Raw genomic sequence first — 24,744 nt, forward strand, 5'->3', positions numbered from 1 at the left:
TCCTTCGGCACAAGGTTCAATGGAGGTTCCGGCACCGAAGGATGCCGCCGGAGCCTTGTAGCCCGCTCTATTCCCGCCTCTACTCAATGACCCCGCTCTCCTTCAGGAAGACGCGCGTCTCGTTGCCGAAGTCCTCGATGAACTGCGCATATTCCTCGTGCGGCATGTAGGCGGCACGAAGGTTGGCGGCCTCATAGGCGGCCTTGTACTTCTCATCGGCGAGAACCTCCTGGACGGCGCGTTCCCACGCGGCAATCACGTCGTCCGGCAGGCCCTTGGGACCGGCAAGGCCGCGGAACTTGCGCACGACGACGTCGTAGCCGAGCTCCTCGACCGTCGGCAGGTCCGGAAAGGCTTCCAGACGCTCATCGCTGAAAGTGGCAAGTAGGCGCAGTTCCCCCGCTTCGAGCTGCGACTGGATTTCCTGCACCTCGCCAACGCCGATCTGCAGCGTGCCGTTCAAGACATTGATCAACAGATCGCCGCCACCCTCGTGGGTGACGACCGCCGCATTGACGTCGGCAGCCGCCTTAAGCTGTTCAAGCGCCTGGCGCTCGAGCGAGGCGGGATTGGCCGCGCCCCATTGGCCGCGCCCTTCCCTCGCGTGGTCGATGACATCTTCGAGAGTCTGGTATTCGCTGTTCGCCGAGGTATAGATGACCTCGGGATCGATGAAGAAATTCACCAGCGGCTCGAGGTCGGTGTACTTGTATTCCGGGTCGGAGAGCAGCGACGTGTAGATGAAGGTCGGCGTCGTGGCATAGAATTTCGAGCCGTCCGGTGTTGATTGCGCGAGATTGGCCATCGCCGCCGCGCCCGAGCCGCCCCTAACATTCTCGACGACGACATTGGCGCCGAGGATAGGGCCCAGATAGCGGGAAAGCTCGCGAAGGAAGACGTCGCTGCCACCGCCGGGACTCGAATGGGTGATCAGGGTCACTGTGTCGACGGGATAGTCCTCCTGCGCGTTCGCGCCGGCGATCATGCCGAACATGAACACCGCGCTTCCCGCTGCGAGTATGCGTTGTTTCCGCATGGCTGCTCCCTCCCAAAACCGGCCAAGGCGACGCGAACCAAGGCCACGTGACATGACGGGCTGAAAAGCCCCTGCGCCGGTCGTTCTGGCGGAGGTTAGGCGCCATGATTGTCAAATGTCAACAATTTTGTCTCTGCTCCTGCTTAGTCGACGCGAATGCGTGTGGCGCGGAAGGCATCCTCGTCGAGCGTCAGCCCCAGTCCGGGACGATCGGGGATTGTGATGAAGCCGTCTTCCGGCTTCGGCGCGTCGGTGAACAGCGTCTCGCCGACGGCAACCATGCCGAGATGCCATTCCACGATCCAGCCGTTCATCATGCCGGCCATCAGGTGCATGTTGAACAGCGGCCAACCGCCGCCATTGGCAATCGGCATGTTGTAGATCTGCGCGAGATGGGCGGCCTTGCGTGCTTCCGTATAGCCGCCGCAATAGGTGACGTTGGGCTGCAGGATGTCGAGCGCCTGATGGTCGATGAACTCGCGCAGGCGCCAGCGGTGCCCTTCCATCTGGCCGGCGGCAAGCGGAATCCTGGTTGCGCGGCGTAGATCGGCGAGCGCCCGGGCGTCGTTCTGCATCAACGGTTCCTCGAACCATGTGATGCGGCAGCCCTCGATCTCGCGGCAGAGATATTTCGCCTCGACGGGATTGAAGAGGTAGTTGGCATCGATCATCAGGTCGATATCCGGCCCCACCGCGTCGCGGATCGCCTTCACGCGGCGCGCATCTTCGCGCCAACCGCCGGGATCGACGGCGACCACCGACTTCAGCGCCCTAAAGCCGTTCGCCACATGAAGCTTTGCCGCTTCTTTCAGCATGTCGACGTCGTACTGCGGAAAACCGAAGGTGACATAGGCGGGCACCTTCTCGCGCGCATTGCCGAGCAGCGCCGCAATGGAACGCCCTTGCGTCTTGCCGATGATGTCCCAAAGCGCGATGTCGAGGCAGGAGAGCGCCATGGAGATCGTGCCTGTCATGGCGCGCGGGTTGAGCTTCTGCCAGACGCATTGGTGGATTTTCTCCAGATCCCGCACGTCCATGCCCTTTACGCAGGGCAGCACGTGCTCTTCCAGCGCGACGATGACAGAACGCGCGAGGAAATGGCCGGTGAGGCCGTAGCCGACATGGCCTTCATCGGTCTCAACACGGCAGAAGACGAAATGCTTCTGCTCCTCGCGGCCGTAGCCTTGAACCCGGCCCTCGAGCAGAGGAATTTCAATCGAGAAGCCATGCAGGCTTGCCTTGATGTCCGCTATTCTCACGTCGCGTCCCTCCTTCTGATCCATGGATTGTGTAGATCATCCCAATATTGTAGACAATCTACAAAAAGAGGAGATTGCTCATGCGCACGTCAGAGATGCCGGCCCTTGGAACCACGACCACGCTAATGGAGGGTTTCCGGCGAGAGCGGGTGCGCACGCGCGGGGCAGAGATCAATGTTGCAATCGGCGGCGAGGGCCCGCCCCTGCTGCTCCTGCACGGCAACCCCCTCACCCATGTGAGCTGGCACGAGATCGCGCCGACGCTGGCGAAGAGCTTCACGGTCGTGGCACCCGACCTGCGCGGCTATGGCGACAGCTCCAAGCCCGACGGCGGGGCGGACCACGCCGCCTATACATTTCGCGCCATGGGCGAGGACAATTTCGACCTTATGGACCATTTCGGCTTTGAGCGCTTCCAGGTCGCCGGCCACGACCGCGGCGCACGCGTCGCCTTCCGCATGGCACTCGACCGGCCGGAACGTGTCGAGCGGCTTGCCGCGCTCGACATCGTGCCGACCCATCACGTCTTGACCAACGTGTCGCTCGGTTGGGGGCTCGAGAGCTATCACTGGTTCTTCATGGCGCAGAAGGCGCCCTTCCCTGAGAAGCTGCTTACCGCCGATCTCGATTATTACATCGATTACAAGCTGAACAAGAAAGGCGTGGGACTGGAGATATTCAGCGAGGCGGCGATGGCGGAATACAAGCGTTGTACCACGCCGGAGCAGATCCACGCGGTCTGCGAAGACTATCGCGCCACCGTCACGCTGGATTTCGAAATGGACACGGCCGATTACGGCGTGAAGAAGATCGCCTGTCCGGTGCTCGCCATCTGGGGCTCTAACAGCCATTGCGGGCGGCACTTCAAGCCGCTCGAGGCATGGAGCGAATGGGTGGACGATTTGCGCGGCTTTGCGGTGCCGACTGGGCACTATCCGGCCGAGCAGCGGCCCGACCTCATCTACCCCGCCTTCTGGTCGTTCTTCAGCGGACGCGAACCCGAACTTGTGGACGCGGCATGAGGGAGATTGACGCAGTGGCGGCGCGCGCGGCGGTCCATAGCGGCCAGGAAGTAGCGTTTCTCGATGTCCGCGAGGCGGGGCAATTTGGTGAAGGCCATGCGCTGTTCGCGGTGCCCGCCCCCTATTCGCGGCTGGAGGCGGCTGTGCCGGGCCTCGTTCCCCGCCCCCATATCGACATTCTCCTGATCGACGACGGCGACGGCGTCGCACACAGCGCCGCACGGGCGCTCGACCGCCTTGGCTACACGGCCGTCTCGGTCGTTGCCGGTGGCATGTCCGCCTGGGTCGCCGCCGGCTTTCCCGTCTACAAGGGGGTGAACGTTTCCTCCAAGATGCTGGGAGAACTGGCGGAAACGGCCTGGCACCCCGAGATGGTCAAGCCGCAAACGCTCCATGACTGGCGGCGGTCCGGGCGGCCATTCCGCCTCTTCGATGCCCGGCCGCCGGAGGAATATGCCAGGATGCGTGTGCCCGGCGCCGTCTGCCTTCCGAATGGCGAATTAGCCCATCGGCTGAATGCGGCAGGTCTCGATAAGGAGCAGCCGGTCGTCGTCACCTGCGCCGGGCGCACGCGCGGCATCGTCGGCGCCATCGGACTGAGGCTGGCGGGTCACAAGGTGCCTGTGTTCGCGCTCGAAAACGGCACGCAAGGCTGGGCGCTCGCCGGCTTCGACCTCGAACGGGGAAACAAGGCCGAGCCTTACCCGCCGCTGCCGGGCTATGCGCTCGAAGAGGCAAAGGCGCGCGCCCGCGCCATCTGTGACCGATTTGGAATTCCCCTCGTAACAGCGGCTGAAGCCGACCGTCTTCTCCACGACCAGCGCCGCACCACTTATCTCTTCGACGTGCGCTCGCGCGAAGAGGCGTTGCGCGACCGCGTTCCCGAGGCTGTCCATGCACCTTCAGGCCAGCTTGTACAGGCGACAGACCAATGGGTTGGCGTGCGCCGGTCCCGACTCATCCTCATCGATGACGGGGGTCTGCGCGCAGCACTCGCAGCGTTCTGGCTGGCACAACTCGGCTATACCGTCCACGTCGCCTTGATCGATGATGCGATGCGCAGGGTCAACCGCCCGGAGGGCGCGGCTCCCCGTGAGAGAGCGCCTGTCCCAAGAAAGGTCGATGCGGCCGACGCGCTTCGCGATGTCCGCTCGGAGCGGGGTTGCTTCATCGACCTTCGATCCTCCCTTGCCTACCGGCGCGAGCATGTGGACGGCGCCGTCTGGTCGATCCGGCCGCGCCTTTTGAGAGCGGCCGCCCCATACGGGGATCGCCGTATTCATCTAATCGCGGACGATCAGGAGATAGCGTGTTTCGCCGTCGACGACCTTCGGGCGTCGGGCTTCCATTCGGCCTTCGTGGTCGAAGGCAGTCATGCCGCTCTTGTCGCCGCCGGGGCAGCCTGCCAATCCTCACCCGACGAGCCGCCGGATCGCAAGGCGATCGACCACCTCTTCTTCGTCCACGACCGACACGACGGCAATCTTGAAGCCTCGCGCCACTATCTCGCCTGGGAAACGGGGCTGGTCGATCAGTTGGATGCGCTGGAGCATGCCGAATTCCGTCTCTTCGAACCCTAAGCCTTTGGCGCCGGCTTCTGCTGCCCAACGGCGGCATCGCCCGCTCGGCGCCGCGCCTTCGACACGGCAGTTATCGTCACCGACACCACCATGATGGCGAGGATCAGCAATGCGCCCGGCCGCTCCAGCGCATAGGCCGGATCGCCGCCGCTGACCTGATACGTGCGCAGGAGGTTGGATTCGAGCAGGCCGCCGAGAAGCAGGCCCACCACTGTTGCCGCCACCGGATAGCCGTAACGCACCATCGCCCAGCCGAGCAGCGAGAAGACAAAGAGCGTGATCGGTCCTGACGACGTGCCGTCGATCGCGTAGGAGCCGAAAGTGGAGACGACAAGGATCGTCGGGATCAGGTAGCGCAAAGGCACGCGCACCACGTAGCCGGCGATATAGACGAAGCCGAGGCCGACCATGAGCAGGAGGACGGCCTGGGCGAAGTTCGAGAAGATGATGGCGTAGACGATGTCCTTGTTGTGGCCGATGAAGCTCGGCCCGCCAACGATGTTGTGCATGGCAAAGGCGGCGAGCAGGATCGCGGTGGCGCCGCCGCCGGGAATGCCGAGGGCAAGCATGGTGGCCATTGCGCCGCCTTCGGAGGAGGAGTTCGCTGCCTCCGCGGCGATGACGCCCTTCGGATTGCCCTGCCCGAAGGTATCGCCGTCCGGCGCGTTGCGCTTCGTCTCCGAATAGGAAAGCAGGTTGGAGATCGAGGAGCCGACGCCGGGGATGGCGCCGACGAGGATACCGATGACGGCACCGCGTAAGATGATGGCCGGATAGGAGATCGCTTGGCGGAGACCCGAGACGATCTGCCGGAAGCTAATCTTGCGCGAGGCCTCGTCCTCGACAAGATAGGTCGTGTTGATCAGGCCGAGAAGCTGGCTGGCGGCGAGCAGCCCCATCATGGCGGGGATCGTAGGAATGCCGTCAAGCAGCCAGGGAACGCCCATCGTGCCGCGGATGAAGCCTGCCGTGTTCATGCCGACGGTGCCGAGCAGCACACCGAAGACACCGGCCAGCAGGCCGCGGGCGAGCGATCGGCCGGCGAGCGAGCCGAGCAGCATGAGGCCCCATGCGGCGACGAAGAAGAGTTCGAGCGGCCCCATCTTCAGCACCACCCTGGAGATGGGTGCGATCAGCACGAAGAGCAGGATGTAGCTCGACAGCGTGCCGATTACCGAAGAGGCGAGCGCGATGCCGAGCGCCTTGTTGTGCTGTCCGCTGCGGGCCATCGGGTAGCCGTCGAAGGTGGTGGCGACGGCCGACGAGGTGCCGGGAATGTTCATCAGGACGGCCGGCACCGAACCGCCGAAGCCGGCGCCGGTGTAGATCGAGGTCAGGAAGATGATCGCCGGCAGGAAATCCATGTAGAGCGTCATCGGCAGGAAGATGGCCATGGCCATCGTGATGGAGATCCCCGGCATGGCGCCGAAGAAGAGGCCGATGATCAGCCCGGGGATGAGGTAGATCCACGCCGACCAGTCCGACGTGAGCAGGCTGAACGCGCCGCCGACCGAGTTGAAGTCAATCATCACACGGCCTCACAGCACGGTCAGCGGGAACGGGAATGGGATCAGCGCGCCGTAGCCGTAGATCAAAAGCATGGTGAAGGCAGCCGAGAACGACAAGTTGAGCCACCAGCGGCGCTCGCCGCAGATGAAGAGGGCGGCGATCATGAAGAGGAAGGTCGCGACGTCGAAGCCGACGATTTCAAGCGTCGTGGTGAAGGCGCCGAAGCAGGCAGCCAGCGCCGCCACTTTGCCTAAGTCGCTGAGGCTTTCGGCGGGCACTTCCTCGTCCGCACCAGGCACGGTCCGCTTGAAACATTGCGGGACAACCAGGGCGACGAGCATGAGCGCGAGGACCGAGGCCGGCTGCACCAGGAGCAGGTTGTTGACCTTCAGCGAGGTGGCGCGCGCGTCCATCCAGTAGGCGACGACGACGCCGGCGATGACCGCAAGCAGCGCCAGATGTCCCCACATGACGACCAGCCTGCCTTGACCGGGTTGCATGGTCGGCTCTCCCGTTCAGAAAGGGAGAGGGGCCGACGCGCGGGCGGCCCCTCATCGCTATGTGCTGCCTCAGGTCCCCTGAAGGAGATCGACGTGTTGCTGCATCACTCTTGCCGTAGCGGCGAGGGATTTGTTCGATTCCTCGGGCCCATACCAGTCGGTGGCGAGCTGCTGGTTCTTCAGTGCCTCGATGGCGGCGGGATTCTTCGAGGCTTCTTCGACGGCCGCGGCGAGGATCTCGTAGCGGTCCGGGTGGTTCTCGAGCATTGAAGCGTGCACGCCCCAGCCCCGCTGCGACCCGACGACAAACTCCGCGTCCTCTCCCGCGACATCGGTAATGAGGGCTGCATCCCAGCCGTCCCGCTGGCGCGTGTCGAAGACGATGAGAGGCGTGATCTGCTCGGCCAGCGGTAGGAAGCCTTCGCCACCAACGAGACCGATATCGACCACGCCGCCGGCCGTGGCATTGCGGGTCGGTCCGCCGCCGTCATAGGTTACCAGCCTTAGGCCCTCGCGGGAAATGTCATTGGCGTCGCAGAGCAGCATCAGGTTCACGAGATCGGCCGAGGCGGGTTGGATGCCGATCGACAGGCTGCTGTTGTCCTCCTTGAGGCGGGCGATCACATCGTCGGCGGACGTCAGATCGGAACCGGCGCTCGTCGCCATCAGCGTATAGTCGCGAGACGGCAAGTTGATCATGTGGAAATCTTCGACAGTGAAGGTCGCATCCTGTGTCAGGATATTGAGCGGAATGTAGGGCGCGGCCGACGTGCACAGGATGGTGTAGCCGTCGTCGGGCTGCTGAAGAAAATAGGTATGGCCGAGCATCGCCCCCGCGCCGCCGCGATTGATCACGGTGAGCGGCTGCCCGAGCTTTTCCTGCAGAAACGGCGCGAAGGCACGTGCCAGACGGTCGTTGTAGCCGCCGGTGTCGAATGGAACGACGATGTTGATCGGCCGATCCGGATAGCTCTCCTGCGCTCTCAGGATGGATGGCGTGCCGAGCGTCGCCGCGGCGACGCCGCCCGATGTCAGTTGCAGCATCCGGCGACGCGTAATGGCCTTTTTCATTGTCTCCTCCGATTGTCCTGGCTGGACTTGTGTTGCGTTTCGGCCGAAAGGCCGGCCACTCCCTTGGCTGAGCATTGTAACGCTACGAACCCTTTGGTAAACTGTCAACAGTTATGTTCCAGGTTTCCTGCGAATGCACCTTACCCACAATCCCGTCAGAACATCAGGGAAACTGGGGATATTGCCCGTGGAAGTCGCGTGGGGGAAAGGTTTCTTCAATCAGCCATAATTTTGTTGACAATCAACACCTATTCACGTTTGTTCCGGCAAGCGACGAGGCACTGTCCGCCGGCCCCGCCGGGAGGTGCACCTGTCCGATGCCGTCACAAGAGGGAGAGAGGAATGACTGCCGTCACCGCAGGAACAACCGCGACCGAGACGACGGGGCTTACCCGCGAGGTGGCTGCCTTCGTCCACGACGCGACACTCCGCGATCTGCCGGAGGTCGTCTTGGCGAACGGCAAGAAGTCGATTCTCGACGGTCTCGGGCTTGCCCTTTCCGGCTCCGTCGCGCGCTCCGGGGACTATGTGCGCCGGCATCTGGACGATCTCGGCGCGACTGGCGGCACGGCGACCGTCATCGGCTGGAACCGCAAGGTGGCGCCGCGTTTTGCCGCCTTCGCCAACGGCGTCGGCATTCACGCTGACGATTATGATGATACGCAGCTCGCTGCGGCCAAGGACCGCGTCTACGGGCTTCTGACGCATCCCACCGCCCCTGCCCTTCCGGCCGCGCTCGCCATGGGTGAAACGCTCGGCGCCTCGGGTGCCGACGTGATACTCGCCTATCACCTCGGCGTCGAGGTGGAGTGCAAGATCGCAGAGGCCATCAACCCGCGCCACTACCAGACCGGCTTCCACGCCACAGCCACCTGCGGCACCTTCGCTTCCGCCGCGGCCGCCGGCCGGCTCGTAGGCTTCGACGTCGAGGCGTTGCAGCGCGCGCTGTCGATCGCCGGCAGCCAGTCGGCCGGCCTCAGAGAGAACTTCGGCACGATGACCAAGCCTTTCCACGCCGGGCGGTCGTCGGAAAGCGGAATCGTTGCCGTGCAGTTCGCCTCCTATGGCTGGACGTCGACGGACAAGATCCTGGAGGCGCCTCGCGGCTTCTTCTCGGCGGCTGGAGGCGGCTACGATCCGAACGCCATCCACGGCAAGCTCGGCAATCCCTGGACCTTCGATAGCCCCGGCGTCTCAATCAAGCCGCACCCGTCGGGTTCCCTCACCCATCCCGGCATGACCGAGATGCAGCGCCTCATCCGGGAAAACGGCATCAAGGCCGAGGACGTCGCCTCGGTGCGCGTCGGCACCAACTCCAACATGCCGAACGCTCTCATCCACCACCGCCCGCAGAACGAGCTCCAGGCGAAATTCTCCATGGAGTTCTGCATGGCGATCCTCTTGCTCGAAGGCCGCGCGGGCTTGAACGAGTTCACCGACGAGACGGTGCTGCGTGAGGACGTTCAGAAGATGATCGAGAAGGTCGATTTCGTCGTTGACGAGCGCGCCGAGGCGGCCGGCTACCACCTGATGACGACCTATATCGACATCGCGCTGAAGGACGGGCGCACTATCTCGGGCAAGGCGGATTTCGGCAAGGGCAGCCCGGTAAACCCCATGAGCTACGACGAGGTCGCTGACAAGTTCCTGGAATGCGCGGAATTCGCTCGCTGGGACATGGCCAAGGCGAAGTGCGTCGTCGACATGGTAGCGGCGTTCGAAACGCTCCCGGACATCCGCAAGCTGATGGCACTTGTCAGCAACTGAAGCGCCATGGACGCCAAGACATTCGCCGATTCGCGCGCAAGGCGCCCTGGTCCTCCGGACAAGTCCGGGCGGTTCCGTTCGCCACGATGGTGGGGGCTGGTTGTCCTCACCTATGCGGCCGCCGTGCTTGCAGGTGCCGCGGCGTCCTTCGTCAACATGCCGCTACCCTGGATGCTCGGGCCGTTTTTCGTGCTCGCCGCTTTCTCGGTCGCCGGCTTCGAATTTGCGCTTGTTCCCCTGGGGCGGGAGCTTGGCCAAGTGGCGATCGGCCTGGCCGTGGGCCTGCGTTTCACGCCGGCCGTCCTTGCTGCCACGGCAAGTCTGCTCCCGGCGATGATCGGCGCCACACTCTATGTGATCGCCTTTACGATGCTGGCGGCCTTCCTCTTCAAGCCGCTGGCGCGGGTGGACGATGTGACGGCGTTCTTCGCCACTGCGGCCGGCGGGGTGGCCGACATGGCAACGGTAGCGAAGGAACGTGGCGGCGCGCCCGGCTCCGTCGCCGTCGTGCACGCCATGCGGGTCTCGGGCGTGGTCGCCCTGGTCCCGTTTCTCGTGGTGCTGTTCGGCCGGCCGGGCGGTGCCCCGGAGACGGCTGCCAGCGGCTCGTCGAATCTGCTGCTCGTCCTTCTGGCCCTCGCGCTCGGTTTCCTCACGGCTCGACTCCTGAAACCGACGCCACTGCCCAATCCGTGGCTCGTCGGGCCGATCTTCACGGGCATCGTCATCGGCGTGAGCGGCCTGTTCGAGGTCGGGATTCCCTCGTTGCTGATCGTTATCGCGCAGATCGTGCTCGGCACCTGGCTCGGATGCCAGTTCCGCCGCAATCTCCTGTCCGCCCTGCCCCGGGTGACGTCGGCGGCCATTGTCACCTCGCTCTTCATGATCGGCTGCGCCGCGCTCGGCGCGCTGGTGCTCACGGCCGCGACGGGCCTGCCGTTCACGACCAGCTTCCTGTCACTGGCGCCGGCGGCCGTGACTGAGATGGTGCTGACGGCGCAAGTGATGCATCTGGAGGCGGAGATCGTCACCGCCTTCCATGTAATGCGGATCGCCGTCGTGTCCTCGACCGTGCTCCTCGTCTTCAGGCTCTATTCGACACTCAGAGGAGGCCGCGTTGGACCTTCGCTATAATGATCGCCGCGCCCTTATCGTGGGCGGTAGCTACGGCATCGGCAAGGCTTCGGCCGCGCTCATGGCGGGAGAAGGCGCCGACGTCATCATCGCCTCGCGCAGTGCCGAGAACCTCGAAACTGCGGCTGAAGCCATCGCCGCGGACGCAGGCAGGCGTCCGGCAACTCTTGTCTGCGACGTGACGGAAACCGGCGCCGGCCGGATCCTGTCCGCAGCCGTCGAAGAGCGTTGGGGCGGGCTCGACGTGCTGGTTGCTGCTGTCGGCGGGAGCATCCGCTCCGCCTTCACCGACCTGACAGACGACGACTGGCTCGCCAACTACACCTTCAACGTGCTCTCGACGGTGCGAGCGATCCGAGCTCTTCTTCCCGCTCTTGAGAAGGGGCGGAACCCTGCCATCGTCACGCTCGGCGCGGCGGCTTCGAAAATGCCCTACCAGCACCAGATCGTCTCCAACGTGCACAAGGCGGGCCTGCTCGGCCTGACTAAGACGCTGGCCGCTGAGCTCGCCGACCGCAACATCCGCATCAACTGCGTTGCTCCCGGTCGTACGCTGACGCCGCTTTGGCAGAAGCGCGCCGACAGAATGGCCGTGGAACAGAATCGCGACCGCCAGGCGGTTCTGGAAGAATTCTCGAAGGATATACCGCTCGCCCGCTTCGGCACGCCGGAGGAAGTGGCGGTCATGGTCGCGTGGCTCGCCAGCCCGCTTGCAAGCTACGTCACCGGCCAGGCGGTCAATGTGGACGGCGGCATCGCCCGCGGATTGCTCTGAGGAGAGAAAACACAATGAGCCTTCACCAGGAAACCGCCCCCGGGGTTCCCCATGTCACCCAGATCCTTGCTGACTGGGCGGTGAATATCAAAGGGGCCGACATTCCCACCGAGGTGCGGCGCGAAGGGCTTCGCACCTTCGTCAACTGGACCGGCTGCGCCGTCGGCGGCGCACGCCATGAGACCGTCGACCGCGCGCTCGCCGCCGTCAGGCCCTTCTCCGGCAAAGCGACGTCGACCGTGCTCGGCCGGCCGGACAGGCTCGACGCCCTGCACGCCGCGCTCCTCAACGGAATCTCCTCGCACGTGCTCGACTATGACGACACGCATCTGAAGACGATCATTCATCCGGCAGGCCCCGTCGCCTCGGCGCTGCTGGCGCTTGCCGAAATGCGGCCGATCTCCGGCTACGACCTCTTGACGGCATTGATCGTCGGCATGGAGGCGGAGTGCCGCATCGGCAACTGCGTATACCCACACCATTACGACCGCGGCTGGCACATCACGGGCACCGCCGGCGTGTTCGGCGCGGCCGCTGCCGTCGGCAAGGCCATCGGCCTTTCCAGCCGGCAGGTGCGCTGGGCCTTCGGCATCGCGGCCACCCAGTCGTCCGGCCTGCGCGAGATGTTCGGCACGATGACGAAAAGCTTCCATCCCGGCCGCGCGGCGCAGAACGGCATGTTCGCTGCACTTCTGGCGGAGGCGGACTACGACAGCTCCGAGCGCGCCATCGAGGCGCCACGCGGCTTCGCCAACGTCATGTCGGACAAGCAGGACTATGCCGAGATCGTTGACGATCTCGGCACGCGCTGGGAAGCGGCGCTCAACAGCTACAAGCCATTTGCCTGCGGCATCGTCATCCATCCGGCGATCGACGGCTGCATTCAGCTGCGCGAGGAACTCGGCGACAAGGTAAAGGCGATCCGATCGGTCACGCTCAAGACCCATCCGCTGGTCCTCGAGTTGACCGGAAAAAGAGCGCCGAAGTCCGGACTCGAAGGTAAATTCAGCGTCTACCACGCCGCCGCCGCCGCGCTTCTGCGCGGAGACGGCGGGCCAATGGCCTTCACCAACGAAATGGTGAATGAAGCCGACATCATCGCGCTCCGCGACACCATCACGGCGACGGCCGATCCGGCCTGTCATGAAGCGTCGGTCGATATCGACATCACTTTCGAGGACGGTTCGACGGCGACCAAGCATGTCGAACGCGCGATCGGCAGCCGCGATGTGCCGCTGACCGACGCGCAGATCGATCGTAAGTTCGTCAACCAATCGGTCCCGGTGGTCGGCAAGGCGGTGACGGAAGGGCTCCTGAAGACCGCCTGGAACCTGGAGCAGCTCGCCGACGCAGCCGAGGTCGCACGCGCGAGTATCCCCGACAACGAGGAGAAAGCAGCAGCCGAATGAACGAGACAAAGAAAGCCGCACTCAAGATCGGCATCCTCGAGGGCGACGACATCGGCCACGAAGTGGTGCCGGCCTCGGTGAGGATCGCGAAGGCAGCGGCCGAGGCGGCCGGAATGGCTATTGACTGGGTCGACGTGCCGATCGGCCGGCGCGCGCTCGACACCCACGGCTTCACGATGCCGGAGGGCACGCTCGATACACTCGGCGCCCTGGATGGCTGGATTCTGGGACCCATCGGCCACCGCGAATATCCGAAGATACCGGAAGCCATCAATCCGCACCCGATCCTCCGGAAGCGCTTCGACCTCTTCGCCAATGTACGGCCCACCCGCTCGTTCCCGGGCATCGGCTGTCTGCACGAAGGCATCGACATGGTCATCGTGCGCGAGAACAACGAAGGCTTTCAGCCCGACCGCAATGTGGTGGCGGGCTCAGGCGAGTTCCGGCCTACCCACGACGTCACGATCTCGGTGCGCGTCATCACGGTGGAGGGCTCGAGCAAGGTGGCGCGCGCAGCCTTCGAGATAGCGCGCTCGCGCGAGAAGCGCCTGACGCTTGTCCACAAGAACACCGTCTATAAGCTTGGCTGTGGCATGTTTGTCGACGCCTGCTACGCGGTGGCGAAGGAATTTCCCGACGTGGAGGTGGACGAGGTGATCGTCGACACCATGGCGCTGCGCCTCGTGCGCGAGCCGCAGCGTTTCGACACGGTGGTCACTACCAACATGTTCGGCGACATCCTGACGGATGAAGCCGCCGGCCTCGTCGGCGGGCTCGGCATGGCGCCGGGGCTGTGCATCGGCCGCGGTTCCATCGCCATGGCGCAGGCTACCCATGGTTCTGCACCGGATATTGCCGGCAAGGGTATTGCCAATCCCTACGCGATGATCGAATCCACGCGCATGCTGTTCGATTGGATGGGGCACAACCGCAAGATGGATGCAGCACTTGAGATGTCGCGCATCATGAAGTCCGGCATAGATGCCGCTCTTGCCGATCCCGCCACCCGAACACCGGACATCCGCGGAACCGGAACGCAGGCCGATATGGTCGAGGGAATTTTGAGAGGCATGGAGAAGGCCGTTGCGCACGCATAGGATCGCCGCAATCGGCGGGGATGGGGTCGGGCCGGAGGTTATAGAGGCGGGCATTTCCGTCATCGATGCGCTAGCCGGGAGAGACGGCGGCTTTGGGGTGAAGGCGACGCGCTTCGACTGGGGTTCCGACCACTACCGCCGCACCGGCCGCATGATGCCGGAGGACGGCGTCGAGCAGCTTCGCTCCTTCGACGCCATCTACTTCGGCGCCGTGGGTGATCCGGATATCCCCGACCACATTACGCTCTGGGATCTGCGGCTTGCCATTTGCCAGGGCCTCGACCAGTTCGCCAATGTCCGCCCGACGAAGCTTCTGGGCGGCATGACCGGCCCCTTGCGGCCGGAGCTCGGCCAGGAAATCGACTGGGTCATCGTGCGCGAGAATTCGGAAGGCGAATATGCCGGTGTCGGCGGCCGCGCTCACCGGGCGCTGCCGATCGAAGTGGCGATGGACGTTGCCGTGTTCACCCGCGCCGGCATCGAGCGCATCGCGCGCTTTGCCTGTGAGACGGCGATGGCGCGACCGCGCCGGCGGCTCACCATCGTCACCAAGTCCAACGCACAGCGCCACGGCATGGTGTTGTGGGACGAAGTCTGCCGGGAAGTTGTCGCCAGCTTCCCCGAATTGGAGGTCGATTGGAAGCTCGTCGACGCAATGGCGGCGATGATGGTGACCCGGCCCGGCCAGTTCGATACGATTCTCGCCACCAATCTCCACGCCGACATCCTGTCGGACCTTGCTTCCGCGCTGACGGGGAGTCTCGGCAACGGCGCGACCGCCAATATCGACCCGACAGGGGAGAACCCGTCGATGTTCGAGCCGATCCACGGCTCGGCCTTCGATATAATGGGAAAGGGTATCGCCAATCCGATCGGCGCCTTCTGGACCAGCGCTATGATGCTCGATCATCTCGGCGAGAAAAACGCGGCTGAACGGCTGATGGCGGCAATCGCCGATGTGAGCCGCGCCGGCCCTTTCACGCCCGATCTCGGAGGGCAAGCCGATACGGCAGCGGTAACACGGGCGGTGATCGACGGCATAAGGGCCGGGCCTGGCTAAAAGGCTTGTTGCGGCTGGCCGAGCTGTTGTTTATTGCCTACAATCAAAAGGATGGTGGGCATCATGTCGGCAGGGCAGGAACAAGACCTGAAAAGCGATCTCCTGATCTTGAGAACGTCGTCGCTTACCGGCGCCCTCGAACGCGAGCTCGAACATCTCATCCTGACCGGCGAATTGAAGCCCGGGGAACGGCTGAACGAGATCCAGCTCTCCACCCGCTTCGGTACGAGCCGGGGCCCGCTCAGGGAAGCGACCCGCAGCCTCCAGGCGAAAGGGCTGGTCGACATCATCCGCAACCGTGGTGTCTTTGTCCGCTCCGTCTCGCCGGACGAAGCGCTCGAGATCTACGATGTGCGGGCGGCGATCTTCGGGCTGGTCGGCAGGCTTCTCACCGACGTCGTCACAGACGCCATGCTGACGGAGCTTAACGACTATCTCGACCGGATGGACCGGATCGCGAGCAGTCAAAATTTTGACGAATACTATCCTGTCAACCTCGCCTTCCACGACTACCTCGTCACCTCAACCGGCAACAAGACGCTGCTCCAAGAATACAAGAGCTTCGTCAACAAGCTGCATCTGTGCCGTGCCAGGGGCCTCGTGCAGGCCGGCGGCCTGTCCGTCTCCAACCGCGAGCACCGCGAAATGGTGGATTCGCTGGCCTCGGGCGACCGCTACCGCGCGCAGGAGGCCTTCTTCCGCCACGTCGAGCGCTCGAAGCACCGCTTCATGTCGACGCTGAAGGCGACGGACTAGGCGGCCGTGGCCGACATGGCCCTGGCTCCCGGACCGTCAGATGTCCAGAGATCCAGTCCTCCTTCGACGTCCGTCGCATTGAGGAAGAGCGGCTCACCGTCGAAGAGCGGCCTTAGGCTTCGGTAGCGGAACAGCCGCGGAGGTGTGCCGTCGCGCAATCGCGCCGCCATGTGAAGCAGCAGCGTGGCCTGGAGCGGCCCGTGAATGACCAGCCCAGGATAGCCTTCGGTTTCCGTGGCGTAATCGCGGTCGTAATGGATACGATGGCCGTTGAAGGTGAGCGCTGAGTACCGGAAAAGAAGCAGCGTGTCGGCCATCACGGACTCACGCCACTGCGGCTGCGGTCGTTCCTCCGCGTCGCCCGCAGCCGGCACTCCACCGACAGCCGCCTGCCCCGTCGCTGCTTGCCGGTAAACGACGTCCTGATGCTCGACAATTGCCAGCCCCCTGGCGGTCGAAAGCCGGTGCTCGACCTTGACGAAGCACAATGGTCCCGTTCGCCCCGCTTTGGCGGCGATATCGGCAATACGCGATGTGCGCGTGACTTCATCTCCGACCAGCAGCGCGTCATGGAAACGGATATCCCCGCCGGCCCACATACGCCGTGGCAGCTGAACGGGCGGGAGAAATCCTCCGCGTGCGGGGTGACCGTCGGCCTCTGTCTCACCGGCCTTGGCGATGGCCGGCGCAAGGCACCAGTGGATGGCTAACGGTGCAGGCTTGCCCCGAGGAGACGGATCGAAGCCGAATGTCGCCTGAAAGCTCGCCGCCAACCGTTCGGAAATCGTGTCCACCGCCGTTTCCCTGCGGCCGATCCATCGCCGCAGAACGTCGATTTCAAGGTCCACCGTATTATGTCCATCCATCGCGCCCGTCCACGCCCGTTCCGCTACAGTTCTCGATCCCGGCAATTTTTTGCCGATGCCGGAGGGTCGGCACCTCCTTCGTCGAAACTGTAAAGATAGCTGGCGGTCATGTCGCTATCGCTCAACCTTTTGCGCAGCATTCAGGGCCACCCCTCAGCAAATTCTATGGCCGGAACGGTGTTCCCAATTTCATTAGGCCACGGTGCGAGGCGTAGTCTTCAAAGTAGATCGCCCTGAGATCCCTTGATCTGGAACCGGTCATTGCTCCCGCGGTGGCACGGGGACGGTTGGTAGGCACGAGGAAGGCTCCGCATATATGATCATCGACTGCCATGGACATTTCACAACCGTCCCCACTACGCTGCGCGAATACCGCAAGGCGCAAGTGGTTGCCTGCGAGGCCGGGCAAACCGGGGACTTCGCACCGCCGCCGGACTTTTCCGATGATGAGCTGCGCGAACGTCTCGAAAGCGCTCAGCTCAGGCTGATGAAGGAGCGCGGCATCGACCTGACGCTTTTCTCGCCGATCGCAGGTCTGATGGGGCATCATCAGGGCAACGAAGCACTCAGCAAACACTGGTCGCGTATCTGCAACGACCTGGTCCACCGCGTGAGCAATCTCTATCCCGAACGCTTTGCACCGGTGTGCCAGCTGCCGCAATCTCCGGGCGTACCGCCGAAGAACTGCATCGAGGAGCTCGAGCGCTGCGTCCGCGAACTCGGTTTCGTCGGCTGCAACCTCAACCCCGACCCGAGCGGCGGCCACTGGACCGATCCGCCGCTCACAGATCGCTGGTGGTACCCGCTCTTCGAAAAGCTGGCAGAGCTCAAGGTGCCGGCTATGATTCACGTCAGCGGATCGTGCAATCCGAATTTTCATCACACCGGCGCGCACTACCTGAACGGCGACACGACTGCCTTCATGCAGTTCCTGCTGTCCGATCTGTTCAGGGATTTCCCGACGCTGAAGTTCGTCATTCCGCACGGTGGTGGCGCTGTGCCCTACCACTGGGGGCGCTATCGCGGCCTCGCGCAGGATCTCAACCGTCCACCGCTGGCCGAACTGCTGATGGAAAACGTCTTCTTCGACACCTGTGTCTATCATCAGCCGGGCATCGACCTGCTGACGGAGGTGATCCCGGCAGACAACATTCTCTTCGGGTCCGAGATGGTTGGCGCGGTGCGCAGCGTAGATCCCGAGACAGGCCACTACTTCGACGACACCAAGCGCTACGTCGAAGCTCTGACAGGCTTGAGCGAAGCGGACCGCAAGAAGATCTACGAAGGCAACGCTCGGCGCGTTTATCCGCGGTTGGACAAGCGCCTTCGGGAACAGGAAAAGATCGCCACGCCGGCCTGAGGCCGTACGGCAAACATCCTCAAATGTGCGCAGGGGGAGGCGCCGGTTCGGCCGCGGCTGCCGGCGTCGCATCCTCAGTCGGCTTACCCAGATGCGCGACCTCTCGCAGCTCGGGAAAGGCGCGGTACCACACGCCGCAAATGCCCAGAGCGACAACCGCTCCGCCCGCAACGGCCAAGACCGGGCCGAACAGCGCCGCCGTGGTGCCGGCGCGGAAGCCGCCGACCTCGTTTGATGCCCCGATGAACACCTGATTGACCGCGTTGACCCGTCCGCGCAGGTCGTCGGGCGTGTGGAGCTGGATCAGGGTGCTGCGGATCAGAACGCTGATCACATCGAAGGCCCCGATAAGGATCAGGCAGAGGACCGAGAGCCAGACGACCTTCGAGAGAGCAAAGACGAAGGTGAACACGGCAAAGCCCGCCACGGCGGCGAACATGATCCGGCCGGCGTTGCGCGTGATCGGATGGCCGATCAGGAAGAGACCGACCATGACGGCGCCCAGCGCCGGAGCCGCTCTCAGAAGGCCCAGCCCCACCGATCCGATATCCAGCACGTCGCGCGCATAGACCGGGAGGAGCGCGATTGCGCCGCCCAGAAGGACGACGAACAGGTCGAGCGAGATTGCCCCAAGGATGATCCGCTTCTCCCGGATGAAGCGGAAGCCCGCTATCATTTCCGACCAGTCGCGCCGCGCCCGAGATATCTGCTGGCGAATGCGCGGCAAACGAGTAATCAGCACGGCTGCGACAAGGAGAAACGCGAAGGCCACGCCATAGGCGGCCACCGGGCTTATCCCATAAATGAGCCCTCCGGCTACGGGACCGCAGATCGTCGCAATCTGGTGCACACTGTTATTGGTAGCCAACGCCCGCGGTAAGTGCTCCGGCTCGACGATGTTGGTCACGATGGACTGCCGCGCCGGATTGTAGAAGGCGCGAACGGCCCCGAACATCAAGATGAGGGCAAAGATGGGAAGCGTAGACCTGTTGCCGATCCAGGCGAGACAGGCGAGCCCGCCGGCGACGAATGCCATCATTACCAGACACGTGCTCATCACCAGACGACGCGAGAGCCGATCCGAGACCGCGCCCGTAAACAGGACGAGCGCGAGTGCGGGGGCGAACTGCGACAACCCCACAAGACCCAGTTGGAACGGATCGCCCGTCAGGTCATAAACCTGCCATCCTACGGCGACCGTCTGAATCTGGATGGCGAAGCCGCCCAGGAACAGGGCGGCCACCAGGGACGGGAAACCCGGATTCCCGAAGACAACGAGCCACGACCGCAGGCCGCTCATTCCGCCCGACCGGCGCTCATTCGAGCCCGATCGTGGTATCATCGAACAACTCCTCGACGGACATCCTGCGACGGACCAGCCCTTGCTGGTGGCAGTACTCGATTGCCAGTTCCAGCCCTGGGCGCAGGGTCTCGAGCCCGTAGGGGCGCATGTCGATCTCGCCCTTCGGCCCGGCGCGCGCCTTGCTCTCCTTCAGCAGGCGGAAAAGCTCGGCTATCACGCCGGGATGGTCCCGCGACAGGTCCGAGCGGACCACGAACATATGGTTGACCGAGACGGCGCGATGCTTCCCGTACCATGCGCGGGCCGCCGCTTCCGGGTCGGGGATCACCGTGCGCAGGCGCGGGTCGTCGGGCATGTCGCTACCCAGCATGGCCGCATCGAGTTCGCCGTCCAGCAGCATGTCCTTGAGCTTCTTTTCCGGCGGCGCGATGATCACGTTCGGCGGGTTCTCGTATTCGGCCACATGCGCGTCCTCGAAGGTGAGCCACGTCACCTTGCTCAGATCGACGCCGAACTGGTTCTGCAGGATGCCGCGCACCCACATGCCGGTGGTCTGGGTATAGGCGCGGACACCAACCCGCTTGCCGGCCAAATCCTGGGGACGCAGCTCTCCGCGTTCGATATTGTAGGCGATGCAGTGATGCTGGAACCGTCCCGAGATGGTCGCCGGCAGCAAAGTCAGCGGCCTGCCCCAGTCCTTGGCCTGCAGGAACGTGGCGATGGCCAGCTCCCCGGCGTCGAATGCGAGTTCGCGCACCATCGGCTTGAAAGCTTGGTTCGAAACCTCGTAGGGCGCGAAATCGAACGCAATCAGATCCGAACCGATCTCCCCCGTCCGCAGCGCATGAGTGACGGGATAATCCGCCAGCAGGGTGTGGAGACGCATGGGAGCGGTCATGGCGCGACCTCCTCGTCGGCCAGTGCGGGATAGAGGATCTGCGCGGTTCCGGCTAACACCATGTGGCGCTGCTCGTCCGGCAGGCACGACAGGACCGACTTCGCCCTTGCGACGATGCCGGGCAGATCGCCTTCCGAGGACGGGTAGTTCGACCCGAAAGCCATCCGCTCCGCGCCGAAGACGCTGACGAGCCTGGGGAAATAGGTCTCCGCCGATGCCTTTCCCTCCAGCACCTGGTCGAACGTGCGCGGTGTCACCTTGAGATAAACATTCGGCAGGTCGGCCAAGACGAAAAGCACTTCGGCCTCCTTGTAAGGCGGGCCGTCCACCACGGGCGCGCGGGCTAGATGGTCGATCACCACCTTGACCTTCGGAAACCGCCTGGCCAGTGACCCGGCCTTCGGCAGCCCGACCGGCCGGGTCTGGATGCTGATCGCCATGCCATGCTCGCCCGCGGCCTCCCAGGCAGGATAGGTCACCGGGTCGTCGAGCCAGTCCACATTCACTTGAATGGTACTGCCGCCGGTGAACAGGCGCAGGCCCTGGATGCCGCGGCTGGCCAGGTTGGCGATGACCGCCGGCGCATCCGCTGCGGTGACGTCGACGCAGCCAACCCCGCAAACGCGCTCCGGCAGCTTGGCAATGGAATCGACGAGATAGCTGTTGTCGTAGCCGTAGCAGGTGGACGACTGCACGATCGCCGCCTTATCGACTCCCGCCTCGTCCATCGCCTGCACAATCTGCTCGAAGGTAACGGGGCGTTCCCTGGACCAGGTCGACTGCTTTCCGCCCAGAGGCGAATGGGGATAGGCCGTCGTATCGTTGGAGATAATATGGGGATGAATATCGATTACTCGGCTCTTCATTGCGTGTCCTTCGGCCCGTTTCCTCAGAAAACCAGTGTCGGCGAATATTCGGTACGGGCCGGTTTTCACGCCAATCCAATCCCTTTCCCTCACCATCGGAAATTTGATCTCGCCTCGCCCTGGCAGCTGCAAACCGGGACACACGCACAAATCTATGGGTGCCGGCGCAGAACCTATTCGCACATCGCGGGTGTCCGGATTTCAATGGCCGAGACCCGCCTTCTGGGGACGGGCTAGGCAATTGCAAGCTGGGAGCCTCTGGATGACCACCGACACCGATCTGTCGCTCAAGACCTGCCTGCGGAACTATCCGCACACTCAGGCCCTCAAGACCGGCGCCATGGACGTTCCCGGTGTCAGGCTCGACTTCGTCGACGTAAAGCCGCACATCGCCGCCTTCCGCCGGATGGTGCGGGACCTGGAATTCGACGTGGCGGAGCTCGCGCCCACCACCTACATCATCGCCCGCGCCTACGGCGTGCCCATTATCGCACTCCCGGTGTTCTTCTCGCGTCGGTTCCACCACGCCGGTCTCGTCGTGCGGCCCGATTCCGGGATCACCGAGCCCACGGATCTGGAGGGCAAGACGGTGGGCGTGCGCGCCTATTCGGTAACGACCGGGGTCTGGACACGTGGCATCCTGCAGGAAGAGTACGGTGTCGATATCGACAAGGTGACCTGGATGGTCGACGACGAGGAGCATGTTGAAGCGCTCAGGCTTCCCGAAAACGTCGTCCATGTTCCCGAGGGAAAGTCCCTTGCCGGGATGATCGCGGCCGGTGAGATCGATGCGGGGTTCCTGGGCAATGCCGGAATCGGCCGCCAGGGGGCCCCTAAAGAGAACTGGAACAAGAACGTGCCGGTGAAGTCGCCGGAGCTGCGCGAGCTGATCCCCGATGCCGAGGCGGCCGAACGCAGCTATTACGAGCGCATGGGCATCTATCCGATGCACAGCACGCTGGTCCTCAAGGAGGAGGTGCTGACGGCACGGCCGGCGCTGGCAAGGGACATCTTCGATGCCTTTGCGGCCGCCAAGGACGCCTATCTGGCCGAGCTGCGCGCCGGCACCGCCGCGGGTACGGATGCGGAGAAACATCGTGCGCTGGCAGAGATCGTCGGGGAAGACCCCCTGCCCTACGGGCTGGAGGCCAACCGGGCTTCGATCGAGGCCCTGATACGCTACGCCCACGGGCAACAGCTCATCCCGCACATGGTACCGGCCGAAGATGTCTTCGTCGACTTGTAGGGGCCGCCTAGCCACTCCCATTGGATCTGCCGGTTACGCGGAACATGACAGGAAACAAGCTTCATGCCCCAGAAAGAAATCGGAAGACTGAACAAGGTTATCGACGCCCTGGAACGGGGTGGTCATGCCTTCATGGCTTTCGCCAAGGCGGAACGCGAAGAGGCCATCGCATTCGCTGCCTCGCCGCTGGACGGGGTGCTGTTCGAGATGGAACACAGCCCTTGGGACGGCGCCAATCTCCGGGACGCTCTCCAATACATGCTGGACCGGCGCCAGATCGCTTCATCGGGAACCTTGGCGCCATCAGTCGCGCCCTTCGTGCGTATCCCGGCAAATGGGGCGGAGATGAACCAGTGGCTCGCCAAGCAGGCACTCGACAGCGGCGTCTACGGCGTCGTCTGGCCGCATGTGAGCACGGTGGAGCAGGCAATGAATGCCGTGACGGCCTGCCGCTATGCGCGCCCACTGGAGGACGGGCTTTCCCATCCGCCGGGCCGGCGCGGCGACGGCCCCAAGGCGGCCTCGCGCTACTGGGGGCTCAAACAGGCCGAGTATTATGCGCGCGCCGACGTGTGGCCCCTCAACCCCGCAGGAGAGATCCTCTGCATGCTCATGATCGAGAGCGTCGAAGGCATGAAAAATCTACGCGAGATGCTTGCCGAGGTGCCTGGGATCGGCATCATCATGATCGGCGAAGGCGACCTGTCCCAAGCGCTTGGACATCCACGCGACTATGAGCATCCGGTGGTCCGGGAGGCAATGACTGAGATACTGGCGCACGCCCGCGAGGCCGATGTACCGGTCGGGCATCCGCACGTCACGGCGGCAAATGCGCAAAAGGTGATCGAGGAAGGCTACCGTATTCTCTTCACCACGCCGCAGCGCAGCTATGCCGCCTACGAAAGCGCACGGACGGTTTTGGGCAGAGACTGACGTGCCTTTTCACGACGCAATAGCCAGCTCGCGGAGCTGACGCTGCCCCTTTTCGCGCATGGCGGGCGAGGTGGCCGCACGCAGACAGTCGATGAAATCAAGATGCGCCTCCGTTGGCAACCAGCCCGACCGCGTGGTAAGCCCCTTGGGCGGCATAGGATTGAGATACCGGCAGGGCAAGCTGATCAGCATCCCCGCGCTAACGTCGAGCGCTATCTCGCCCCGCGTCATCACGGTAATCATATCGCTCTTGGACAGCAAGGCGCGCAGGGTGGCCAGCGAGCTCGTCTCGATCCCAAAACGCGGCTTCCGGAGAAGGTCCTCGAACAGCCGGTCGATCTGTTTGCGACGCGGTGTGCCGGCGGCCGGCACGACCCAGTCGTATTGCGTCAGTATCTCCGGCGTTATGTCGGGCACCTTGGTCAGGGGATGGCCGCGGCGGGCGGCAATGCAGTAGGAGTCGCGGAAGAAGATTTCCTCCTCGACATCCGTTGCCCATTCGGGGCGTCGCAGAAGTCCGAAGATCATGTCGATGCGGCAATTCTCCAGATCGTCCAGCAGGCTGTGGTAGTCCCTTGTCAGGATCTGCACGCGCGCCTCAGGCCTTCGGGCCAGCAACGCGCAAATGGCGGTCGCCAGTTCGGAGGACCCCGCCATAGGCAGGGCGCCGACCACGATCTTTACGTTGCCGGTGCCAGTGGCGCTCCGGACCTCGCCGCGCGCGAACTCGATCTCGCGCACGGCACGCCGCATCCGGCGCGCGAGGTACTCACCTGTCTTGTTGCAGACCTGACCATTCGCCGTGCTGATGAACAGGCGGTGGCCGATATGACGTTCCATCTCCCTGACAGAGCGGTACAGCGTGGACGCCGAAACGCCAAGCTGCGAGGCCACCTCGTTGACGGTCGACGGTTCCGATGTGACGATCAGCGCCCTGATCTGCGTGGCGGTGATCAGGCGCTCCACCGGCGGCGCCGGGCGTACCGAGGCGCCGCGAATTACCGCCATCGTATGTTCCAGGATGTCGAAGAACCGGTCAATGCGCCGCAGGAACAGCAGCCCCACCTTGGTCGGATAGGTTCCCGTGGCCCGTCTTTCGAAAAGCTCCGCGCCAAGCTCGGTTTCCAGGTTCGAGATCGCCTGCGTCACGGCAGGCTGCGATGTGTTGAGCGTGCGCGATGCACAGGTAACGCCGCCGAGTTGTCCGATCATCTGGACCATCCGGAGATGGCGTATGTTGGGTATTTCCAGGCAGTCGTTCATGTTCATGTCTCTTGGTGAAACTGCGTCCTGCCGC

At 63.8% G+C, this 24,744-nt stretch carries 22 protein-coding genes; 12 read left to right on the top strand and 10 right to left on the bottom strand.

Annotation, left to right across the window (positions count from 1 at the left end; genetic code table 11):
* Positions 1-79: 79 nt before the first annotated feature.
* Together N5A92_RS17120 and N5A92_RS17125 are read right to left on the bottom strand one after the other, a co-directional pair.
* Entirely contained in the window at positions 80-1,036 is a 957-nt protein-coding gene (locus N5A92_RS17120) for a Bug family tripartite tricarboxylate transporter substrate binding protein (protein WP_260904926.1), read from the bottom strand.
* A gap of 143 nt (positions 1,037-1,179) precedes the next feature.
* Positions 1,180-2,295: a mandelate racemase/muconate lactonizing enzyme family protein gene (locus N5A92_RS17125; RefSeq protein ID WP_260904927.1), complete on the bottom strand. Its 1,116-nt coding sequence runs from the start codon at positions 2,293-2,295 to the stop codon at positions 1,180-1,182.
* 80 nt (positions 2,296-2,375) lie between these two features.
* Here N5A92_RS17125 and N5A92_RS17130 point away from each other — a divergent pair, with 80 nt between their 5' ends.
* Both N5A92_RS17130 and N5A92_RS17135 read left to right on the top strand, forming a co-directional pair.
* Complete coding sequence (locus tag N5A92_RS17130; protein WP_260904929.1) at positions 2,376-3,317, top strand: alpha/beta fold hydrolase; 942 nt, start codon at positions 2,376-2,378, stop codon at positions 3,315-3,317.
* Entirely contained in the window at positions 3,314-4,897 is a 1,584-nt protein-coding gene (locus tag N5A92_RS17135) for a rhodanese-like domain-containing protein (RefSeq protein ID WP_260904930.1), read from the top strand. The genes N5A92_RS17130 and N5A92_RS17135 overlap by 4 nt, the downstream gene beginning before the upstream one ends.
* On the opposite strand, the gene N5A92_RS17140 is transcribed toward N5A92_RS17135, so the two are convergent.
* From N5A92_RS17140 to N5A92_RS17150, 3 genes are all read right to left on the bottom strand, one after another.
* Positions 4,894-6,426, bottom strand: coding sequence for a tripartite tricarboxylate transporter permease (locus tag N5A92_RS17140; RefSeq protein ID WP_260904932.1), 1,533 nt, complete (start codon positions 6,424-6,426; stop codon positions 4,894-4,896). The genes N5A92_RS17135 and N5A92_RS17140 overlap by 4 nt on opposite strands.
* Before the next feature lie 9 nt (positions 6,427-6,435).
* Positions 6,436-6,906: a tripartite tricarboxylate transporter TctB family protein gene (locus N5A92_RS17145; RefSeq protein WP_260904933.1), complete on the bottom strand. Its 471-nt coding sequence runs from the start codon at positions 6,904-6,906 to the stop codon at positions 6,436-6,438.
* 69 nt (positions 6,907-6,975) lie between these two features.
* Positions 6,976-7,977 (bottom strand): tripartite tricarboxylate transporter substrate-binding protein, encoded by a 1,002-nt coding sequence (locus N5A92_RS17150; protein WP_260904935.1) that lies wholly within the window; start codon positions 7,975-7,977, stop codon positions 6,976-6,978.
* 342 nt (positions 7,978-8,319) lie between these two features.
* Here N5A92_RS17150 and N5A92_RS17155 point away from each other — a divergent pair, with 342 nt between their 5' ends.
* From N5A92_RS17155 to N5A92_RS17185, 7 genes are all read left to right on the top strand, one after another.
* Positions 8,320-9,744, top strand: coding sequence for an MmgE/PrpD family protein (locus tag N5A92_RS17155; protein ID WP_260904936.1), 1,425 nt, complete (start codon positions 8,320-8,322; stop codon positions 9,742-9,744).
* 6 nt (positions 9,745-9,750) lie between these two features.
* Positions 9,751-10,878 carry an AbrB family transcriptional regulator gene (locus tag N5A92_RS17160; RefSeq protein WP_260904939.1) on the top strand — a complete coding sequence of 376 codons (1,128 nt, stop codon included), beginning with the start codon at positions 9,751-9,753 and terminating at the stop codon, positions 10,876-10,878.
* Complete coding sequence (locus N5A92_RS17165) at positions 10,862-11,653, top strand: SDR family oxidoreductase (protein ID WP_260904940.1); 792 nt, start codon at positions 10,862-10,864, stop codon at positions 11,651-11,653. The genes N5A92_RS17160 and N5A92_RS17165 overlap by 17 nt, the downstream gene beginning before the upstream one ends.
* Positions 11,654-11,667: 14 nt before the next feature.
* Positions 11,668-13,062: an MmgE/PrpD family protein gene (locus N5A92_RS17170; protein ID WP_260904942.1), complete on the top strand. Its 1,395-nt coding sequence runs from the start codon at positions 11,668-11,670 to the stop codon at positions 13,060-13,062.
* Positions 13,059-14,159 (top strand): isocitrate/isopropylmalate dehydrogenase family protein, encoded by a 1,101-nt coding sequence (locus tag N5A92_RS17175; protein WP_260904943.1) that lies wholly within the window; start codon positions 13,059-13,061, stop codon positions 14,157-14,159. The genes N5A92_RS17170 and N5A92_RS17175 overlap by 4 nt, the downstream gene beginning before the upstream one ends.
* Positions 14,146-15,219: a tartrate dehydrogenase gene (locus N5A92_RS17180; RefSeq protein ID WP_260904945.1), complete on the top strand. Its 1,074-nt coding sequence runs from the start codon at positions 14,146-14,148 to the stop codon at positions 15,217-15,219. The genes N5A92_RS17175 and N5A92_RS17180 overlap by 14 nt, the downstream gene beginning before the upstream one ends.
* Positions 15,220-15,282: 63 nt before the next feature.
* The gene (locus N5A92_RS17185; protein WP_260904946.1) at positions 15,283-15,975 is read left to right on the top strand and encodes an FCD domain-containing protein; all 693 of its coding nucleotides are present in this window, start codon (positions 15,283-15,285) and stop codon (positions 15,973-15,975) included.
* On the opposite strand, the gene N5A92_RS17190 is transcribed toward N5A92_RS17185, so the two are convergent.
* Positions 15,972-16,841: an HTD2 family dehydratase gene (locus tag N5A92_RS17190; RefSeq protein ID WP_260904947.1), complete on the bottom strand. Its 870-nt coding sequence runs from the start codon at positions 16,839-16,841 to the stop codon at positions 15,972-15,974. The two genes, N5A92_RS17185 and N5A92_RS17190, sit on opposite strands and share 4 nt — an antisense overlap.
* A 316-nt stretch (positions 16,842-17,157) precedes the next feature.
* On the opposite strand from N5A92_RS17190, the gene N5A92_RS17195 reads away from it, so the two are divergent.
* A complete protein-coding gene (locus N5A92_RS17195; protein ID WP_260904948.1) occupies positions 17,158-18,201 on the top strand; it encodes an amidohydrolase family protein in 1,044 nt (347 codons plus the stop codon).
* Between the two features lie 19 nt (positions 18,202-18,220).
* Here the strand turns inward: N5A92_RS17195 and N5A92_RS17200 are convergent, their stop codons facing one another.
* The 3 genes from N5A92_RS17200 to N5A92_RS17210 are packed head-to-tail and all read right to left on the bottom strand — an operon-like array spanning position 18,221 to position 21,268.
* Entirely contained in the window at positions 18,221-19,501 is a 1,281-nt protein-coding gene (locus N5A92_RS17200) for an MFS transporter (protein WP_425248604.1), read from the bottom strand.
* Between the two features lie 16 nt (positions 19,502-19,517).
* Positions 19,518-20,402 carry a substrate-binding domain-containing protein gene (locus tag N5A92_RS17205; RefSeq protein WP_260904951.1) on the bottom strand — a complete coding sequence of 295 codons (885 nt, stop codon included), beginning with the start codon at positions 20,400-20,402 and terminating at the stop codon, positions 19,518-19,520.
* A complete protein-coding gene (locus tag N5A92_RS17210; RefSeq protein WP_260904952.1) occupies positions 20,399-21,268 on the bottom strand; it encodes an amidohydrolase family protein in 870 nt (289 codons plus the stop codon). The genes N5A92_RS17205 and N5A92_RS17210 overlap by 4 nt, the downstream gene beginning before the upstream one ends.
* A 262-nt stretch (positions 21,269-21,530) precedes the next feature.
* Between N5A92_RS17210 and N5A92_RS17215 the strand changes: the two genes are divergently transcribed.
* Positions 21,531-22,514: an ABC transporter substrate-binding protein gene (locus N5A92_RS17215; RefSeq protein WP_260904953.1), complete on the top strand. Its 984-nt coding sequence runs from the start codon at positions 21,531-21,533 to the stop codon at positions 22,512-22,514.
* Between the two features lie 63 nt (positions 22,515-22,577).
* Positions 22,578-23,447: an HpcH/HpaI aldolase family protein gene (locus N5A92_RS17220; RefSeq protein ID WP_260904955.1), complete on the top strand. Its 870-nt coding sequence runs from the start codon at positions 22,578-22,580 to the stop codon at positions 23,445-23,447.
* A gap of 9 nt (positions 23,448-23,456) precedes the next feature.
* Here the strand turns inward: N5A92_RS17220 and N5A92_RS17225 are convergent, their stop codons facing one another.
* Entirely contained in the window at positions 23,457-24,710 is a 1,254-nt protein-coding gene (locus N5A92_RS17225; protein ID WP_260904957.1) for a LysR family transcriptional regulator, read from the bottom strand.
* Positions 24,711-24,744 lie beyond the last annotated feature (34 nt).

The organism is Chelativorans salis, assembly GCF_025336525.1.
GTDB lineage: Bacteria > Pseudomonadota > Alphaproteobacteria > Rhizobiales > Rhizobiaceae > Chelativorans > Chelativorans salis.

Coding starts and splice junctions, on each gene's coding strand:
- N5A92_RS17185 (WP_260904946.1), top strand. CDS start 15,283: ATGTCGGCAGGGCAGGAACAAGACCTGAAAAGCGATCTCCTGATCTTG.
- N5A92_RS17205 (WP_260904951.1), bottom strand. CDS start 20,402: ATGACCGCTCCCATGCGTCTCCACACCCTGCTGGCGGATTATCCCGTC.
- N5A92_RS17155 (WP_260904936.1), top strand. CDS start 8,320: ATGACTGCCGTCACCGCAGGAACAACCGCGACCGAGACGACGGGGCTT.
- N5A92_RS17130 (WP_260904929.1), top strand. CDS start 2,376: ATGCGCACGTCAGAGATGCCGGCCCTTGGAACCACGACCACGCTAATG.
- N5A92_RS17170 (WP_260904942.1), top strand. CDS start 11,668: ATGAGCCTTCACCAGGAAACCGCCCCCGGGGTTCCCCATGTCACCCAG.
- N5A92_RS17190 (WP_260904947.1), bottom strand. CDS start 16,841: ATGGATGGACATAATACGGTGGACCTTGAAATCGACGTTCTGCGGCGA.
- N5A92_RS17175 (WP_260904943.1), top strand. CDS start 13,059: ATGAACGAGACAAAGAAAGCCGCACTCAAGATCGGCATCCTCGAGGGC.
- N5A92_RS17200 (WP_425248604.1), bottom strand. CDS start 19,501: ATGAGCGGCCTGCGGTCGTGGCTCGTTGTCTTCGGGAATCCGGGTTTC.
- N5A92_RS17120 (WP_260904926.1), bottom strand. CDS start 1,036: ATGCGGAAACAACGCATACTCGCAGCGGGAAGCGCGGTGTTCATGTTC.
- N5A92_RS17225 (WP_260904957.1), bottom strand. CDS start 24,710: ATGAACGACTGCCTGGAAATACCCAACATACGCCATCTCCGGATGGTC.
- N5A92_RS17150 (WP_260904935.1), bottom strand. CDS start 7,977: ATGAAAAAGGCCATTACGCGTCGCCGGATGCTGCAACTGACATCGGGC.
- N5A92_RS17220 (WP_260904955.1), top strand. CDS start 22,578: ATGCCCCAGAAAGAAATCGGAAGACTGAACAAGGTTATCGACGCCCTG.
- N5A92_RS17145 (WP_260904933.1), bottom strand. CDS start 6,906: ATGCAACCCGGTCAAGGCAGGCTGGTCGTCATGTGGGGACATCTGGCG.
- N5A92_RS17160 (WP_260904939.1), top strand. CDS start 9,751: ATGGACGCCAAGACATTCGCCGATTCGCGCGCAAGGCGCCCTGGTCCT.
- N5A92_RS17195 (WP_260904948.1), top strand. CDS start 17,158: ATGATCATCGACTGCCATGGACATTTCACAACCGTCCCCACTACGCTG.
- N5A92_RS17140 (WP_260904932.1), bottom strand. CDS start 6,426: ATGATTGACTTCAACTCGGTCGGCGGCGCGTTCAGCCTGCTCACGTCG.
- N5A92_RS17210 (WP_260904952.1), bottom strand. CDS start 21,268: ATGAAGAGCCGAGTAATCGATATTCATCCCCATATTATCTCCAACGAT.
- N5A92_RS17135 (WP_260904930.1), top strand. CDS start 3,314: ATGAGGGAGATTGACGCAGTGGCGGCGCGCGCGGCGGTCCATAGCGGC.
- N5A92_RS17215 (WP_260904953.1), top strand. CDS start 21,531: ATGACCACCGACACCGATCTGTCGCTCAAGACCTGCCTGCGGAACTAT.